General features: G+C 68.4%; 20 protein-coding genes. 10 read left to right on the forward strand and 10 right to left on the reverse strand.

Annotated features, from left to right (window positions below; all coding sequences use genetic code 11):
- Nucleotides 1-2 precede the first annotated feature (2 nt).
- A complete protein-coding gene (locus Q8Q77_RS19480) occupies nucleotides 3-671 on the reverse strand; it encodes a TetR/AcrR family transcriptional regulator (protein WP_305585620.1) in 669 nt (222 codons plus the stop codon).
- 134 nt (nucleotides 672-805) lie between these two features.
- On the reverse strand, nucleotides 806-1,996 hold the full coding sequence (locus tag Q8Q77_RS19485; RefSeq protein WP_305585622.1) for a VWA domain-containing protein: 1,191 nt from the start codon (nucleotides 1,994-1,996) through the stop codon (nucleotides 806-808).
- Between the two features lie 67 nt (nucleotides 1,997-2,063).
- Here Q8Q77_RS19485 and Q8Q77_RS19490 point away from each other — a divergent pair, with 67 nt between their 5' ends.
- Nucleotides 2,064-2,477 carry a hypothetical protein gene (locus Q8Q77_RS19490; protein ID WP_305585624.1) on the forward strand — a complete coding sequence of 138 codons (414 nt, stop codon included), beginning with the start codon at nucleotides 2,064-2,066 and terminating at the stop codon, nucleotides 2,475-2,477.
- 23 nt (nucleotides 2,478-2,500) lie between these two features.
- On the opposite strand, the gene Q8Q77_RS19495 is transcribed toward Q8Q77_RS19490, so the two are convergent.
- Nucleotides 2,501-2,995 (reverse strand): recombinase family protein, encoded by a 495-nt coding sequence (locus Q8Q77_RS19495; RefSeq protein WP_305585625.1) that lies wholly within the window; start codon nucleotides 2,993-2,995, stop codon nucleotides 2,501-2,503.
- Between the two features lie 154 nt (nucleotides 2,996-3,149).
- Nucleotides 3,150-3,683 (reverse strand): GNAT family N-acetyltransferase, encoded by a 534-nt coding sequence (locus Q8Q77_RS19500; protein WP_305585627.1) that lies wholly within the window; start codon nucleotides 3,681-3,683, stop codon nucleotides 3,150-3,152.
- Nucleotides 3,684-3,721: 38 nt separating this feature from the next.
- On the opposite strand from Q8Q77_RS19500, the gene Q8Q77_RS19505 reads away from it, so the two are divergent.
- From Q8Q77_RS19505 to dxs, 5 genes are all read left to right on the forward strand, one after another.
- Nucleotides 3,722-4,648: a histone deacetylase family protein gene (locus Q8Q77_RS19505; RefSeq protein ID WP_305585629.1), complete on the forward strand. Its 927-nt coding sequence runs from the start codon at nucleotides 3,722-3,724 to the stop codon at nucleotides 4,646-4,648.
- Nucleotides 4,649-4,694: 46 nt separating this feature from the next.
- Nucleotides 4,695-5,312, forward strand: coding sequence for a histidine phosphatase family protein (locus tag Q8Q77_RS19510; RefSeq protein WP_305585631.1), 618 nt, complete (start codon nucleotides 4,695-4,697; stop codon nucleotides 5,310-5,312).
- Between the two features lie 64 nt (nucleotides 5,313-5,376).
- Nucleotides 5,377-5,619, forward strand: coding sequence for an exodeoxyribonuclease VII small subunit (locus Q8Q77_RS19515; protein WP_305585633.1), 243 nt, complete (start codon nucleotides 5,377-5,379; stop codon nucleotides 5,617-5,619).
- Nucleotide 5,620: 1 nt separating this feature from the next.
- Nucleotides 5,621-6,499 (forward strand): polyprenyl synthetase family protein, encoded by an 879-nt coding sequence (locus tag Q8Q77_RS19520; protein WP_305585635.1) that lies wholly within the window; start codon nucleotides 5,621-5,623, stop codon nucleotides 6,497-6,499.
- 26 nt (nucleotides 6,500-6,525) lie between these two features.
- Nucleotides 6,526-8,442: a 1-deoxy-D-xylulose-5-phosphate synthase gene (dxs, locus tag Q8Q77_RS19525; protein ID WP_305585637.1), complete on the forward strand. Its 1,917-nt coding sequence runs from the start codon at nucleotides 6,526-6,528 to the stop codon at nucleotides 8,440-8,442.
- Nucleotide 8,443: 1 nt separating this feature from the next.
- Here the strand turns inward: dxs and Q8Q77_RS19530 are convergent, their stop codons facing one another.
- From Q8Q77_RS19530 to flgF, 6 genes are read right to left on the reverse strand one after another with little or no spacing between them, the layout of a single operon-like run.
- On the reverse strand, nucleotides 8,444-8,896 hold the full coding sequence (locus Q8Q77_RS19530; RefSeq protein WP_305585639.1) for a hypothetical protein: 453 nt from the start codon (nucleotides 8,894-8,896) through the stop codon (nucleotides 8,444-8,446).
- Between the two features lie 33 nt (nucleotides 8,897-8,929).
- A complete protein-coding gene (locus tag Q8Q77_RS19535; protein WP_305585641.1) occupies nucleotides 8,930-9,409 on the reverse strand; it encodes a hypothetical protein in 480 nt (159 codons plus the stop codon).
- A gap of 58 nt (nucleotides 9,410-9,467) precedes the next feature.
- Complete coding sequence (flgH, locus tag Q8Q77_RS19540; protein WP_305585643.1) at nucleotides 9,468-10,199, reverse strand: flagellar basal body L-ring protein FlgH; 732 nt, start codon at nucleotides 10,197-10,199, stop codon at nucleotides 9,468-9,470.
- Nucleotides 10,200-10,213: 14 nt separating this feature from the next.
- A complete protein-coding gene (gene flgA, locus Q8Q77_RS19545) occupies nucleotides 10,214-10,948 on the reverse strand; it encodes a flagellar basal body P-ring formation chaperone FlgA (RefSeq protein ID WP_305585645.1) in 735 nt (244 codons plus the stop codon).
- A 2-nt stretch (nucleotides 10,949-10,950) separates the two neighbouring features.
- Nucleotides 10,951-11,739: a flagellar basal-body rod protein FlgG gene (flgG, locus tag Q8Q77_RS19550; RefSeq protein WP_305585646.1), complete on the reverse strand. Its 789-nt coding sequence runs from the start codon at nucleotides 11,737-11,739 to the stop codon at nucleotides 10,951-10,953.
- Nucleotides 11,740-11,753: 14 nt separating this feature from the next.
- Entirely contained in the window at nucleotides 11,754-12,488 is a 735-nt protein-coding gene (gene flgF / locus Q8Q77_RS19555; RefSeq protein ID WP_305585647.1) for a flagellar basal-body rod protein FlgF, read from the reverse strand.
- Between the two features lie 220 nt (nucleotides 12,489-12,708).
- On the opposite strand from flgF, the gene Q8Q77_RS19560 reads away from it, so the two are divergent.
- From Q8Q77_RS19560 to Q8Q77_RS19575, 4 genes are read left to right on the forward strand one after another with little or no spacing between them, the layout of a single operon-like run.
- Entirely contained in the window at nucleotides 12,709-13,299 is a 591-nt protein-coding gene (locus Q8Q77_RS19560) for a flagellar basal body-associated FliL family protein (RefSeq protein WP_305585648.1), read from the forward strand.
- Between the two features lie 29 nt (nucleotides 13,300-13,328).
- Nucleotides 13,329-14,429, forward strand: coding sequence for a flagellar motor switch protein FliM (gene fliM, locus Q8Q77_RS19565; RefSeq protein ID WP_371130486.1), 1,101 nt, complete (start codon nucleotides 13,329-13,331; stop codon nucleotides 14,427-14,429).
- On the forward strand, nucleotides 14,426-14,944 hold the full coding sequence (locus tag Q8Q77_RS19570) for a DUF6468 domain-containing protein (RefSeq protein ID WP_305585650.1): 519 nt from the start codon (nucleotides 14,426-14,428) through the stop codon (nucleotides 14,942-14,944). The genes fliM and Q8Q77_RS19570 overlap by 4 nt, the downstream gene beginning before the upstream one ends.
- On the forward strand, nucleotides 14,941-15,834 hold the full coding sequence (locus Q8Q77_RS19575) for a MotE family protein (protein WP_305585651.1): 894 nt from the start codon (nucleotides 14,941-14,943) through the stop codon (nucleotides 15,832-15,834). The genes Q8Q77_RS19570 and Q8Q77_RS19575 overlap by 4 nt, the downstream gene beginning before the upstream one ends.
- Nucleotide 15,835 lies beyond the last annotated feature (1 nt).

The raw sequence follows: 15,835 nt of genomic DNA on the forward strand, positions 1-15,835 counted from the left end.
CCCTAGGCCAGGAAGCCGGCCTCGGCGAAGTCGAGCATCCGCTTCAACAGCGCCTCGATGTCGCCCTCCCGCGTGGCGCCGTCCGACAGGACGTGCAGGCGGTCGAACTCGGCGAAGCGATTGTTGTGCACCATGCCCAGGCAGAAATGCAGCCGCCAGTAGGCGGTCTCACGCGGCAGGCCGGGACAGGCCGCGATCAGGGCGTCGGCGAAGCGCGCAAGGTGGCTGACATCCTTGGTCAGGGCCTCGCGCATCTCCTCAGTGCCTTCGCTGCGCGAGCGGATGATGAACTGGACCGAGATGCGCCGGTCGTTCTCGGGCGTGGCCCAGCGCAGGGGCGGGGCGAACAGGGCCTCGAGGATGTCGCGCACCGGCGGCTTGCCCTGATGGCGGTCGGTGGCCTCGTGCAGCATCCGGGCGCGCTCGCGGTTCAGCTCCGCCGTGCGCCGGCGGAAGATCTCGAACAGCAGGGCGTCCTTGGATCCGAAATGATAGTTCACCGAGGCGAGGTTGACGCCCGCGTCGGCGGTGATGTCGCGCACCGAGACGTTCTGGAACCCGTGCAGGGCGAACAGGCGCTCGGCGGCGCAGAACACCGCGGCCTTGGTCGCGGCCTCGTTGGGCTCTTGGAGATCGTTGGCCGGGGCGGCGTCCACAGGCGAATCCTTCACGTGCTGCTCCAGCTTAACAGGCAGACCGCAAAGCGCGATGCGACCTTATCGACGGAACTTGGCGTGGATATCGCGATCTTCGGCAATGAACTGGCCCGATTGAACGTACGGACGCCAGAAACGAACCCTTCGCTCTAGCGCGCCAACTCCCGCATGGCCTTGTCCAGCCCCTCGATGGTGAGCGGGAACATGCGGTCGCCGACCAACTGCTTCATCACCTCGATGGACGGGGTGTAGTCCCAGTGGCGTTCGGCGGTCGGGTTCAGCCAGACCATGTTCTCGTAGATGTTGGCCACGCGATCCATCCAGATGGCGCCGGCCTCTTCGTTCCAGTGCTCCACCGAGCCGCCGGGATAGGTGATCTCATAGGGGCTCATGGTGGCGTCGCCGACGAAGATCACCTTGTAATCGTGGGAGAACTTGTGGAGCACGTCCCAGGTGTTCAGCTTCTCGGCGTGACGGCGGCGGTTGTCCTTCCAGACGTTCTCATAGAGGCAGTTGTGGAAGTAGTAGAACTCCATGTTCTTGAACTCGGTCCGCGCTGCGGAGAACAGCTCCTCACAGATCTTGATGTGGCTGTCCATCGAGCCGCCGATGTCGAAGAAGATCAGCACGCTGATCTTGTTGCGGCGTTCCGGGCGCAGCTGGATATCCAGATAGCCCTTCTCGGCCGTGCCCTTGATGGTGCCGTTCATGTCGAGTTCGTCGGCGGCGCCGTCGCGGACCCATTTGCGCAGGCGGCGCAGGGCCACCTTGATATTGCGGGTGCCGAGCTCGACGGAGTCGTCGAGGTTTTTGTACTCGCGCTTGTCCCAGACCTTGACGGCCTTGCCGTGGCGGCCCTTCTCCTGGCCGATGCGGACGCCTTCCGGGTGATAGCCATTGGCGCCGAAGGGTGAACTGCCGTCGCCCTTCTGGCCGTTCTGACCCTTGCCCTCGCCGTCCCCGTCGCCCTCTTCGCGCTGCTTGCGCATCTGCTCGGCCAGAGCTTCCATCAGTTTGTCGAAGCCGCCCATGGCCTCGATCTGGGCCTTTTCCTCGTCGGTGAGGAACTGGTCGGAGAGCCGCTTCAGCCACTCGGCCGGAATGTCGGAAATACCGATCCCGTCGACCTTTTCCAGCCCCTTGAACACGTGGCTGAACACCTGGTCGAACTTGTCCAGGTTCTTCTCGTCCTTCACCAGGGCCGAGCGCGACAGGTAGTAGAAGTCGTTGACGTTCCGCTCGATCACGACCTTGTCGAGCGCCTCCATCAGCATGAGGTACTCTTTGAGCGTCACGGGCACCTTGGCCTCGCGAAGCTCGGTGAAGAAACGCATGAACATGGGCAGGCTTCCCGAATAGGGGGACGAACAGGTGTTTGACTCCGGAAGATGGAGCCCCGGGCCGCCGATGTCCAGCATGGCTTGCGCGTTGCGCTCGTGCGCCGCGGGCGACAAGCTGGCGGGCGCCATGGCCCAGCTCCCCCGCACGATCCTCTTCGACCTCGACGACACCATCCTGGCCGCGGGCCAGCGGCCCCTGGTGCTGCTTCAGATCGCCAGCGAGTTCGCCCAGGCCATCGCGCCGGTTCGGCCCGCCGACCTCGCCGACCGGCTCGAGGCGGCCCTGGCGGAGTTCTGGTCCGACGCCGCGCGGCACAAGGCGGCGCGGTTCGACATCGCCGAGGCCCGGCGGGGGGTGATTGGAGAGACCTTCGCCGCCATGGGCGCGGCCAGCCTGACCCCGGACCTCGCCGACCGCTTCGCCGCGCGCTTCACCGCCTGTCGCGACGCGGCCCGACCGGATCATCCGGTCGCTCGGTGAGCTGCTGCCCAGCTAGTCCGATCCTAGGCCGGCATCGTGCGGAGCTTGCGCCAGACGGTCATGCGCGAGACGCCCAGGCGCCGGGCGATCTCCACCGGCCCGACGCCGGCGGCCTGTAGGGCGCGGATGTCGTCGGCGGGCGCGCCGCGGCGGCGGCGGTCGATCCAGGGCGGCTCCACCGAGGCCACCGCCTGCAGGGCCGCATGCAGAGCCCGGCCGCCCTCGCCCTCGGACGAGATGCCGGACTCGACCACATAGAGATGGGCGCCGCGTTCCTCCAGCCTCGTCAAAACTTCGAGCAGGCCGCGGCTGGACGGCGCCAGATGGTTGAGGCGGGTGACCACCAACTGATCGCCGGGCCCGATGAAATCGAGAATCGAGGCGAGCACCGCTGAATCGTCAGCGGTCGGGCCCGTCGGTTCCTCCGCCCGGACCACGTGGCACCCCAGTTCCTTCAACGCCGCAGTGTCTTCAGACGACCGCGCGTCGCGCAGCCGTACATACCCAATCCTCAACATCCCACCGTCGCCCAGTCAGCTCCGCGATGATTGAGCCGAAGGTCGCAAAACCGACCGGCGGCGTCAAAGACAGCTATGTTAAATCGAAGCAATATTTCTTCGATAATCGTGATTTGGAGAGAAAATCTGGCAAGTCTGAGGCACAGGCGCGTGCTTAAGAGGCTGACCCGTGCGCGGGGCGGCGCAGGATGAACTCCCGATCCGTGGTCGAACCGACTTGGAATCCATACTCTCCGACGCGGGAGAAGCCGTGGCGCTCATAGAACCGCTGCGCGCCGTAGTTTTCCGACCAGACGCCGATCCACAGGTCCCTCGGCCCGTCCTGCAGCAGCCACGCCAGGGTCTGCGCGAACAGCCGCCCGCCCGCGCCGCCGTTCTGAGCGCCCTTGACCAGATAGAGGCGTTTCAGTTCGCCGCAGGCCGTGGTCACGTCCGGATGCGGCAGGCCGCAGGGGCCGGCCAGGGCATAGCCGATCACCACGCCGTCGGTCTCCACCAGCCAGATCGCCTTGGTGGGATCGGCCAGGTCGGCCCGCGTCCGCTCCAGGCTGTAGGCGTCGGCCAGGAACTCGGCGAGGTCCCCGGGATCGTAGAGGTGGGCGAAGGTCTCGCGGAAGGTGCGCGCGCCGATGTCGGCGACAATCTCGGCCTCGTCGAGACGGGCGCGGCGGATTATGGGTTCCTGCATGCTGCTCGCTGCGGTGTGCGGAAGGGGATGAGTCGACAATGACCCTCGGGCTTTACACCCATCTCGACATGCTGGACCACCGTCCCGGCGAGGGACATTTCGAACGACCGGAGCGTTTGAGCGCCGTGCTAGGCGCCCTGGACGACGCCACCGACCTGCGTCTGGATCGCCGCGACGCGCCCTTGGTCGAGACAGCCGACCTGACCCGCGTCCACCTGCCGGACTACGTCGATGCCATCATCAATTCCGCACCCAGGACCGGCCGCCTCATGCTGGACGGCGACACCTTCATGTCGCCCGGCAGCCTGGCGGCGGCCCAGCGCGCGGCGGGCGCGGTGGTCAGCGCCGTGCGCGACGTGGCCGCCGGCGACCTGCGGCGCGCCTTCTGCGCGGTGCGTCCGCCCGGACACCACGCCGAGCCGCACCTGCCGATGGGCTTCTGCATCTTCTCGAACGTCGCCGTGGCCGCGCGGGCCGCGCAGGACGCCGGTCTGAGACGGGTGGCGGTGGTCGATTTCGACGTCCACCACGGCAACGGCACCCAGGCCTCGCTCGGCGGCGTGGAGGATACGTTCTTCGTCTCCGTCCAGCAGTGGCCCATGTGGCCCGGCACCGGCCATCCGTCGGAGGCCGTTCCCGGCAACATCCGCAACGCCGTGGTCCCGCCGGGGGCCGCTCGCGAGGCCTGGCGCAAGGAATTCGAGGGCCTGATGCGCCACGTGGACGCCTTCGCCCCGGACCTGATCCTGGTCTCCGCCGGGTTCGACGCCCATGTCCGCGACCCCATCGGCGATTCGACCCAGAACCTGGAAGCCGAGGATTTCGATTGGGCTACAAGGGCCATCGTCTCGGTCGCCAACGCCCACGCGAAAGGTCGGGTTGTGTCCTCGCTCGAGGGCGGTTACGACCTTGAGGCTCTGGGTCGCTCGGCGCTTGCGCATGTTCGGGCCCTGTCTTTGGGGTGAAGGGCGAAGCCGGTACGCATTGCGCGCACGCGGGCTTTCGGATGACATGGCCGACGCTTTGACCGCCGACCCTCAGCCTCCGTCCGCCATACGCCCCGGCGCCATCATCCTGGCCCGCCATGGCGAACCCGCGCTCCCGCGCGACGTTGTGCTGACCGCGCGTGGCTACCGCGACTTCTGGGTGAAGTACGAGGAGGGGGGGCTGCGTCCCGGCCAGACGCCGCCGCCGGCGCTGATGGACCAGATCGCTTCCGCCGGGGCGGTGATCTCCTCGGTGCGAACCCGTTCGATCGAGAGCGCCGTGGCGCTCTGCCGGGGCCGCGACTTCGTCCGCGACGAGATGTTCGTCGAGGCCCCGCTGCCGCCGCCGAACTGGCCGGGCTTCGTCAAGCTCGCCCCCAGGACCTGGGGCTTCTTCGCGCGATTCTGGTGGTGGTTCTTCGATCACCACGAAGGCGGCGAGACCCGCCGCCAGGCCGAGACTCGCGCTGACCAGGCCGCCTCGCGGATCGAGGACCTGGCCGCCGACGGCAGCGACGTGGTGGTGCTGGCCCACGGCTTCTTCAATTTCATGGTCGGCCGAGCCCTGCGCCGGCGCGGCTGGAAGATGACCGCCAACCAGGGCTGGAAGTACTGGTCGACCCGGCGCTACGAGCGGTCCTGAGATCATCGTCGTTGCGGGGTGTCTCAGCCCTTACTAGGTTGCAGCGCTTCTCGAGGGATTTGGAATGGCCGAAGCCGCCGACATCGATGGCCTGTCGTTCGAACAGGCGCTGGCCGAGCTGGAGCGGATCGTCGGCCAGTTGGAGTCCGGACAGGCGCCGCTGGAAGAGTCGGTGAAGCTCTACGAGCGCGGCGCGGCCCTGAAGGCGCACTGCGAGAAACGGCTGGAGGCCGCGCGCCTCCAGGTCGAGAAGATCGTGGTGGGCTCGGGCGGCCAGGCCAGCGTCGAATCCGCCGAGTTCAACTAGGATGTCCCTGGCCCAACGCGTGGCCGAGGCCGCCGATATCGTCACGGTGGCGCTGGACGAGCTGTTGCCGCGCGCCGATGGGCCGGAGTCGCGGTTGACCGAGGCCATGCGCTACGCGGCCCTGGGGCCCGGCAAGCGCCTGCGCACCTATTTCGCCATCGAGACCGGCAAGATGTTCGACCTGGACGACCGGCCGGTGCTACGCGCGGCCTGCGCCCTGGAATGCATCCAGGCCTACAGCCTGATCCACGACGACCTGCCGGCCATGGACGACGACGACATGCGCCGCGGTCGGCCCACGGTGCACAAGGCCTATGACGAGGCCACCGCCATCCTGGCCGGTGACGCCCTGCAGACGGTGGCCTTCGAGATCCTCGCGCACCCGGACACCCACAAGGACGGCAATGTCCGCTCCGAGATGGTGCTGAAGTTGGCCCAGTCGGCCGGCGCGCGGGGCATGTGCGGCGGCCAGATGATCGACATGCTGGGCGTGCGCGACGACCTGGGCGCGGTGGCCCGGATGCAGCGGCTGAAGACCGGCGCCCTGATCGCCGTGGCCTTCGAACTGCCCCTCATCATGGCCCATGCCGGGGACGGCGAACGCCACGCCCTGATGGCCTTCGCCCAGGACCTGGGCCTGGCCTACCAGATCGTCGACGACCTTCTGGACGCCGAGGGCGAGAGCGCGACGCTGGGCAAGAAGGCCGGCAAGGACGCGGCCATGGGCAAGGCGAACTACGTCACCCTGCTGGGCGCGGACGCCGCGCGCCAACGCCTCAGCCTGCTGGCGCAACAGACCAAAGCGCACCTCGATCCGTTCGGTCCGCGGGCCGAATTCCTGCGGGCGAGCGTCGATTTCGTGCTAGAGCGCCGAAACTAGATTCAAAGCAGCGTCCCCCTGTAAACATGCCGCCAGTCACGCCTCTGCTCGACAAGGTCTCGTTCCCCAAGGACACCCGGGGGTTCAACGCGGCCGAGCTTCGGCAGCTCGCCGACGAGGTGCGCGCCGAGATGATCGACGCCGTCTCGCAGACCGGCGGACACTTTGGGGCGGGCCTCGGGGTGGTCGAACTGACCGTCGCCCTGCACCATGTCTACGACACGCCGGAAGACATCCTGATCTGGGACGTCGGTCACCAGGCCTATCCGCACAAGATCCTCACCGGCCGCCGCGACCGCATCCGCACCCTGCGCCAGGCCGGCGGGCTGTCGGGCTTCACCAAGCGCAGCGAGAGCGAGTACGACCCGTTCGGCGCCGCCCACGCGGCCACCTCGATCTCCGCGGCCCTGGGCTTCGCCGCGGCCCGCGACGCCCATGGCAAGCACAACAGCGTCGTGGCCGTGATCGGCGACGGCTCGATGAGCGCGGGCATGGCCTACGAGGCCATGAACAACGCCTGCGAGACCACGGGCCAGCTCACCGTCATCCTCAACGACAACGACATGTCCATCGCCCCGCCGGTGGGGGGCATGAGCGCCTACCTGGCCCGGGTCGTTTCGGGCGGTGGCTACCAGTCGCTGCGCAATCTCGGCAAGTCGGTGGCCAAGGTGCTGCCGCGCCCGATGCGCGAGGCCGCCCGCAAGGCCGAGGAATACGCCCGCGGCATGGTCACCGGCGGCACGCTGTTCGAGGAGCTGGGCTTCTACTATGTCGGCCCGATCGACGGCCACGACCTGGACGCCCTGGTGCCGATTCTCAAGAATGTGCGTGAAATCAAGGACAAGCCGGTCCTGGTTCATGTGGTGACGCAAAAGGGCAAGGGTTACGCCCCGGCCGAGAGCGCCGACGACAAACTGCACGCGGTGGTGAAGTTCGACGTGGTCACCGGCTTGCAGGCCAAGGCCCAGCCCAACGCGCCGCAGTACACCAAGGTCTTCGCCCAGGAGCTGATCAAGCAGGCCGAGCGCGACGAGCGGATCGTCGCCGTCACCGCGGCCATGCCGTCAGGAACCGGCCTGGACCTGTTCGCCAAGCGCTTCCCGGACCGCACCTTCGATGTCGGCATCGCCGAGCAGCATGCGGTCACCTTCGCTGCGGGCCTCGCCGCCGACGGCATGAAGCCGTTCTGCGCGATCTATTCCACCTTCCTGCAGCGGGGCTACGACCAGGTGGTCCACGACGTGGCGATCCAGCGCCTGCCGGTGCGCTTCGCCATGGACCGAGCCGGCCTGGTGGGCGCCGACGGGGCGACCCATGCCGGGTCCTTCGACATCGGCTTCATGGGCGCTCTGCCGGGCATGATCCTGATGGCCGCGGCCGACGAGGTCGAACTGGCCCGGATGGTCGCCACCGCCGCGGAGATCGACGACCGGCCCAGCGCCTTCCGCTATCCGCGCGGCGAGGGTTGGGGCCTGACCCTGCCCGAGATCGCCGAGCCGCTGGAGATCGGCAAAGGCCGCATCATCCGCGAAGGCACGGCCGTCGCCATCGTCTCCTTCGGCACGCGCCTGGCCGAGAGCCTGAAGGCCGCCGATCTGTTGGCCGCCCGGGGCCTGTCGGCCACGGTCTGCGACGCGCGCTTCGCCAAGCCGTTGGATATCGAGCTGATCCTGCGTCTGGCCCGCGAGCACGAGGCCCTGATCACGGTCGAGGAGGGCGCCATGGGCGGCTTCGGCGGCTTCGTGCTGCAGGCCCTGGCCGAGCACGGCGCCCTGGACCGCGGCCTCAAGGTCCGCACGCTCAACCTGCCCGACATCTTCCAGGATCACGACAAGCCCGAGGCCATGTACGCCGACGCCGGCCTAGACGCCGAAGGCATCGTGCGCGGCGCTCTGGCGGCGCTCGGCGTGGACAACGTCTCGGCCGCCGGACGGCGCGCCTAGGCTACCTGCAGGCCCCGAAGAACTTGCGCACCACGCCCTTGGGCGCGGGCGGCGGGGTCATGGTCTCGCCCTGGGCGGCGACGCTGACCAGCCCGGTCTTCCTGAACGCCTCGACAACGGGAGCCCGGGTGGAGAATTCCGCCGAGGCCAGGGCGCCGTCGGTGACCAGGTCGGGCTCGACGGAACCGCGGAGGGTGGCGGAGGCCGGCGCGGAGGCGACCGTCACGCTGGCCGGCAGGCGCGCGCCGACCGGCTTGGCCAGCACCGCGCTCACCGATACCTGGCCGGACTTGGGAACGCAGCGGAAGGCCAGCGGCTGGTCGTCGGTGCCCGGCGTCGCATAGCGCAGCCAGGCGTCATTGTCCTTCGGCGTCTGGACCATCCAGACGCGGGCGTCCTGCGCCTGGGCGGCGCTGGCGAGGAGGCAGGAGATGAGGATCGTCGCGAGCTTCATGCGGCAAAGCTAGCACCCCGCTTGAGGCGCTATCTAGGCGGCGCGGCAGGTGGCGACGAAGGTTCGTACGGCTTGGCGCTCCTCGCCACGCACGGGCAGCCTCACCTTCGGACCGTCGCCGGCGATGGTCAGGTCCCCGGTCCTGGCGAAACTGGTCAGGGTCGGGTCGCTGGCCTTGGTCTGGGCCTCGATCAGCGCTTCACCCTCGCTGACGGCGGGCACGACCTGGCCGGCCAGGCGGCTGGACTGATCGTGCGACTGCAGTTCGATGGCGCGGGCGGGGCGATCCTGCGGCGCGGCCATGGTGACCATCACCTCGCCGGAGCGCGGCTGGCAGGTCATCAGCAGCAGCAGGTTGTCGCTGTCGGGTTCTCCAAAGGCGAGCTTGGCGCCTTCGCCCTCGACGTGGTTCAGCGACCAGGCCATGGCCGGCGCGGTGGGCGGCCCGGCCTGCTGGGCGCAGGCGCTCAGCAGGCAAGAAAGTCCCAGTCCGACGATCGCAGGGCGATGCATGACGACGCTCCCTTTGGAATAGGAACGCCGCCTCGGCGCAAAACGATCCGGATTCGGCTCAGAAGGGGGTGAAGCGCTCCACCAGGGACTGGCCGGCCGGGGTCTTCTGGACCCGGCTGATGTCGCCGCGGCCGCCGTAGCTGATCCGCGCCTCGGCGATCTGGGTGTGGCGGATGGTGTTGGACGAGGTGATGTCCTCGGGGCGCACGATCCCTGCCACGGTGAGCTGGCGCAGTTCGGCGTTGGTGCGGACCTCCTGGACGCCCTGGATGACCATGTTGCCGTTGGGCAGGACGTTGGTCACCACCGCGGCGATGGTCAGGGAGATCTTCTCCGACCGGGTGACCGCGCCCGACCCGGCGTTGTTGGTGGCCGAGTTGGTGTTGATGGCGTTGGCGGGGTCGAAGCCGCCCGGCAGGAAGCGGCCGAGGCTGGATTCCAGGCCCAGCAGGTTGTCGACGCCGGCGCTCATGCCCGAGGTCCGCGTGCTGTTGCTGGCGTTCGACGTCTGGGCCGAGTCGTTGATGTCGATCTGGACGGTGAGGATGTCGCCGACCCGGTTGGCGCGCTGGTCGATGAAGAAAGCGCGGGCCCCGGTACGCCACAGCGAATTGGCCGAGGCCGCCTGAGGCATGGGCTCGCGGGCCGAGACGAAGGTCGGCTGCTCGCGGGCGACCAGCGAGGCCGGATAGCCGACGGGGGCGAGCTCTGGACCCTTCACGGCCTCCACCACGGTCGAGCAGGCGGCCAGGGGCGCGAGGGCCAGGAGGGCGAGGAGGGGAAGGCGCATGGTTTGTCTTCTCACTAGCGAAGCGCGACTTGGGTGCGGCGACCGCCACGGATCTGATCGGCCGCGGGGCCGACCATCGCTTGGCCGGGTCCGCTGGCGACGGCCTGGATCATCTTCTTGGACGAGGTGTTCTGGACGCTCAGGGATTCGCCCTGGCTGGCGGCGGTCATGGCCTTGCCTTGCAGCGACAGGGAGATGCCGTCGTACTCGTAGAGGACGGTGATCAGCTCGCCGGCCTTGATGACCTGGGGCGCGGAGACGTCGCGCGACGAGACGGCCGCGCCGGCCCGCAGGGGGCGCTTGGCGGCCAGGCCGATGATGGTCTCGGCGTCGTTCGGCGCGTCGGACGGGGCGGCGGCGGCCTTGCCCCAGACCAGGTCCTGCGGCTGGACGATCTCGCCGGCCGACAGGCTGCGGGCATAGGTCAGCACCTCGACGTTGCCGCGCGCCGCGGCCGGGGCCGGGGCGCCGCCGCGGACCACGATGCGGCGGATGCCCTCGGCGTTGGCCCAGGCCAGGCCGTTGCGGCGGGCCAGGCCTTGCACGGCCCCGGCGTCGAGCACGGTGGAGGTGCCGGGCTTGGCCGCGACCTGGACCTTGCCGGCCGCGCCCGTCCCGTCGAACAGGTCGGAAAGGGTGACCATGCCGTCGTCGTCCAGGACCTCGGTCTTGAGGGTGACGTTGGTGGCGGCCAGGGCCGGGGCGGCTGTGAGCCAGGCCACGGCGGCGATGAGCAGGGCGCGGGTCATGATCAGGACCGGATGTTGCTGGCGGTGCGCAGCATCTCGTCGGCCGAGGTGATGACCTTGGAGTTCATCTCATAGGCGCGCTGGGCGACGATCAGGGCGGTGATCTCGGTGACCGCGTCGACGTTGGAGGCTTCCGTGTAGCCCTGGTTGAGCGTGCCGATGCCTTCGTTTCCGGGCGTGCCGGTGGTGGCCGCGCCCGAGGCGGCGGTCTCCAGCAGCAGGTTGTCGCCGATGGCGTCCAGGCCGCCCTCGTTGACGAAGGTCGCGAGCTCGATGTTGCCGATCACCTCGGGCGAGGTCTGGCCGGCGCGGATCGCCTGGACCTGGCCGCTCTTGGAGATCGAGATGTCGGTGGCGTCGCCGGGGATCGTGATCGCCGGCTGGATCAGGTAGCCGTCCTCGGTGACGAGCTGGCCCTGGTCGTTGGTCGAGAGGTTGCCGGCCCGGGTGTAGGCGGTCTCGCCGGCGGGCATCAGCACCTGGAAATAGCCGCGCCCGGAGATCGCCAGGTCCAGCTTGTTGCCGGTGGCGGTCATCGTGCCCTGTTCGGTGATCCGGTAGACGGAGCCGGCCTTCACGCCGCCGCCGACCTGCACGCCGGTCGGCACCACATTGCCCTGGTCGGACGACTGGGCGCCGGCTCGTTCAAGGGTCTGGTAGAGAAGGTCCTGGAACTCAGCGCGCTGCTTCTTGAAGCCCACGGTGTTCATGTTGGCGATGTTGTTCGAGATGACCTCGACATTGAGCTGCTGGGCGGACATGCCCGTGGCGGCGGTGCGAAGCGCTTGCATCGGCTAGACTTTCTTTAGTTCAGCTTGCCCATCCGCTCGATCGAGCGGCGGGACAGTTCAGCGTTGGCGTCCATCATCTTGGCCATCGACTCGTAGGCCCGGGTGACTTCAATCATCCGGGTGATCTCGGAGATCGGCTTGACGTTCGAGCCCTCGAGCATGCCCTGACGGACGCGGGTGTCCGGGGCGGCCTGGGGCTGGTCGTTGGAGGTGTTGCGGTAGAGGTTGTCGCCGACCTTCTCGAGCACCGAGAGCTGGTCGAAGCGGGCCACGCCCACCTTGCCGACGATCTCCTCGCCCTGGCTGACCGTCCCGTCGGCGGCGATGGTCACGGCGCCCTTCTTCGGGTCGATGACCAGCTCGCCGCCGTCGCCCAGCACCGGCAGGCCGTCCTGGGTGACCAGCTTGCCGAGGTCGTCCAGCCGGAAACGGCCGTCGCGGGTGTATTGTTCGCCGTCGGCGGTGGAGACCTTGAAGAACCCGTCGCCTTCGACGCCGAGGTCGAAGGTTCCGCCGGTCATCCGCAGCGTGCCCTGGCGGAAATCGCGGCCGACGCCGCGGTCCAGCACGAACTTCACCGGGCGGGGGCCCTGGGCGGTCACCGCCGGGGCCATGGGCTCGGTCTCCACCAGCAGGCTCTCGACCTTGAAACCGGTGGTGTCGGCGTTGGCGATATTGTTGGCGACGATGTCCATTTCGCGACGCAGCGTCATCTGCCGCGACAGTCCGACATAGAGGGCGTTGTCCATCGAATGCGGGCCTTAACCTGCGTCACTTTTCCCGTGATGTTCGCTGCAAGCTTCGGGCCAATCCAAAAACTCAACGATTTCATAGAGAAACAAAGTTAACGCCGGCCGCTGGGCGGAATCTGCCGGGCAGGAATCGTGGGCCGTTAACACCGGTTAAAAACCGATCCTTAACCATGGCCGGGCGATGAGACGGAGCTAAGATTCTAAGGAGCGCGCGCGCGTGGCCAAGGACAAGGTCAAGGAAGCCCCGGAAGGCGATGCCGCCGAAGGCGAGGACGGCGAAGGTGCGCCGGCCAAGAAGAAGATCCCGCTCAAGTTCCTGATCATCGGCGGCGTGGCCGCCGTGCTGGTCCTGGGCGGCGGCGGGACCGCCGGTTTCATGCTGCTCAAGCCCAAGCCCGACGAGGCCCACGGCGAGAAGAAGGCCGGCGAGAAGAAGAAGGAAAAGAAGGGCGAGAAGAAGGAAGGCGAGAAGCTCGCGGGCGAGGTCCGCGAAGGGCCCGACGGCATCCTGTTCTACACCATGCCCAATGTGGTGGTGAACATGCAGACCGCCGACGGCCGCGCCACCTTCCTGAAGCTCAAGCTGACCCTGGAAGTGCCCGACCAGGAGACCGTCGATCTGCTGGAGCCCAACATGCCGAGGCTCCAGGACATGTTCCAGACCTTCCTGCGCGAGCTGCGCCCCGAGGACCTGCAAGGGTCGCAGGGTTCCTACCAGCTCCGCATGGAGATCCAGCGCCGGGTGAACCTGGTGATCGCGCCGTCGAAGGTGAACGCCGTCCTGATTGAGGAGATGCTGATCAACTAGGCCCCCGGGGCCTGGCTGACGCGCAACGCATGGACGAAGAACCACAGATCATCGGCGGCATGCAGGGCGGCATGCAGGGTGGGATAAACCCCGACGACCCGTCCACTTGGGACAATCCCGACGCCCAGGTCGAAGGCCTGATCGGCGCCGAACGGATCCTGAATCAGGACGAGATCGACAGCCTGCTGGGCTTCGACCTCTCTGACGAAGAGGCCGCCGAGCGCTCGGGCATCCGGGCGATCATCAACTCCGCGCTGGTCTCGTACGAGCGCCTGCCGATGCTGGAGATCGTCTTCGACCGCCTGGTGCGGTTGATGACCACCTCCCTGCGGAACTTCACCTCCGACAATGTTGAGGTCAGCCTCGACAACATCTCGTCGATCCGCTTCGGCGACTACCTGAACTCGATTCCGCTGCCGGCCATCCTCTCGGTGTTCAAGGCCGAGGAGCTGGAGAACTACGGCCTGCTGACGGTCGACTCCAACCTGATCTATTCCATCGTCGACGTGCTGCTGGGCGGACGCCGCGGCACCGCGGCCATGCGCATCGAGGGCCGGCCCTACACCACCATCGAGCGCGTCCTGGTCCAGCGGATGGTCGAGGTGGTCCTGGCCGACGCCAAGCAGGCCTTCGAGCCCCTGACCCCGGTCACCTTCACCTTGGATCGGCTGGAGACCAATCCGCGCTTCGCCGCCATCGCCCGGCCGGCCAACGCCGCGATCCTGGTGAAGCTGCGCATCGACATGGAGGACCGCGGCGGGCGCATTGAGCTGCTGCTGCCCTACGCCACGCTCGAGCCCATCCGGAAGATGCTGCTGCAGCAGTTCATGGGGGAGAAGTTCGGCCGCGACAACATCTGGGAAGGCCACCTGGCCACCGAGCTCTGGACCACCCAGATGGAGGTCCGCGCCGTCCTCGACGAACAGCAGATCAGCCTGCGCGAGGTCCTCGACCTGAAGGTCGGTGACACCATGATGCTGAATGCAACCCCCGACAGCCAGATCGAGCTGCGGGCCGGGTCGATTCCGCTGACCCGTGGCCGCATGGGCCGCCGCAATCACCACATCGCCGTGCGCGTCGACGGTCCTCTGTCGCCCCACGCCAAGAAAGCCATTTCGAGGGTCAAATGAGCATCATCGCCATCGGCATGAACCTGATGCTGGCCGGTCTGCTGACCGCGGCCCTGGTCATCGGCTACCGGCTGAACGGCCGGCTGAAGGCCCTTCGCGACAGCCATGACGGCTTCGCCAAGGCCGTGTCCGAGCTGGACGCCGCCGCCGCCCGGGCCGAGCAGGGTCTGGCCGACCTGCGCGCGGCCACCGACGAGGCGCACGACGCCCTGGCCGACCGCATCGAGAAGGCCCGCGCCCTGAGCGCCAAGCTGGATCGCCAACTGCAGGGCGCTCCGCCGGTTTCGGCCCGCGCCGAGCCGACGCGCGGCCGCGAACGCGACGAGATGGAGCTGGGCGACGTCGAGCGGGTCACCCATCGCCTGGGCTCGCTGCTGTCGGCCGCCCGCGAGCCGCGTCCCGAGCGCGAGCGTTTCACGCGTCCGGCCGCCGCGCCGGTCCGGGAGCGTCCGCGGTTCGACGACGACCTGTTCGACATCGGTGACGAGCCGATCCGCGCCGGAGCCCGTCGATGAGGAACATGCCGCGCATCCTGCCCCTGGTCGGGGTCGCCATCGCCGGCGTCATGGGGATCAACGCCCTGGCCGGCGCCCAGTCGCTGCCGGACCTGGTGTCAGGCGCGCGCGCCTTCGCCGAGGACGCCGCCAAGGGTCCCAAGGAAAAGCCCTCCAAGGACGAGGCCAGGGCCGAGATGGGCCTGGCCAAGGACGCCGCCGCCAAGGTCGCATTGCCGGCCGCCGCCAAGCCGCCCGCCATCTGCGCGCCCACCGCCGCGGAGCTGGCCAAGGAGGCCGGCCTCTCGCCCGCCGAACTGCAGGTGCTGCAGAGCCTGGGCGCTCGTCGCGGCCAGCTCGAGAAGCGCGAGCAGGACTTCGACGTGCAGCTGGCTTTGATGGCCGCCGCCGAAGCCAAGCTCGACGCCAAGATGAAGGCCCTGGCCGGGCTGAAGGGCGACATCCAGGGTCTGATGGTCCAGGCCAACGGCAAGGAGCAGGCCGAGATCGACCGCCTGGTGAAGGTGTTCGAGACCATGAAGGCCAAGGACGCCGCGCCGCGCATGGTCGGCCTGGACGACGCCGTGCGCGTGCCCATGGCCGCCAGGATGAAGGAACGTTCGCTGGCGCCGATCCTGGCCGCCATGCCGCCCGCCGAGGCGCGCAAGCTGACCGAACTGCTCGCCCGCCGCTTCAGCGACGTGAAGAAGGTGGCCGAGGCCGCCAACGCCACGGCCGACGCCGCGGCCGCCGGAGTGGGTACGCCCGCCCCGCCCGCCAAGGCTCCGGCCAAAGCTCCGGCCAGGACGGCCAAAGCCCCGCCCAAGCCCGCCGCCAAGCCTGCGGCCCAGGCCGCGGCCGCGCCGCGCACGGCCGACCCGGCGGCTCCGCCGGCGGCGCCGAAGGCCTAAG

The sequence above is a fragment of the Phenylobacterium sp. genome, from assembly GCF_030698145.1.
Classification (GTDB): domain Bacteria; phylum Pseudomonadota; class Alphaproteobacteria; order Caulobacterales; family Caulobacteraceae; genus Phenylobacterium.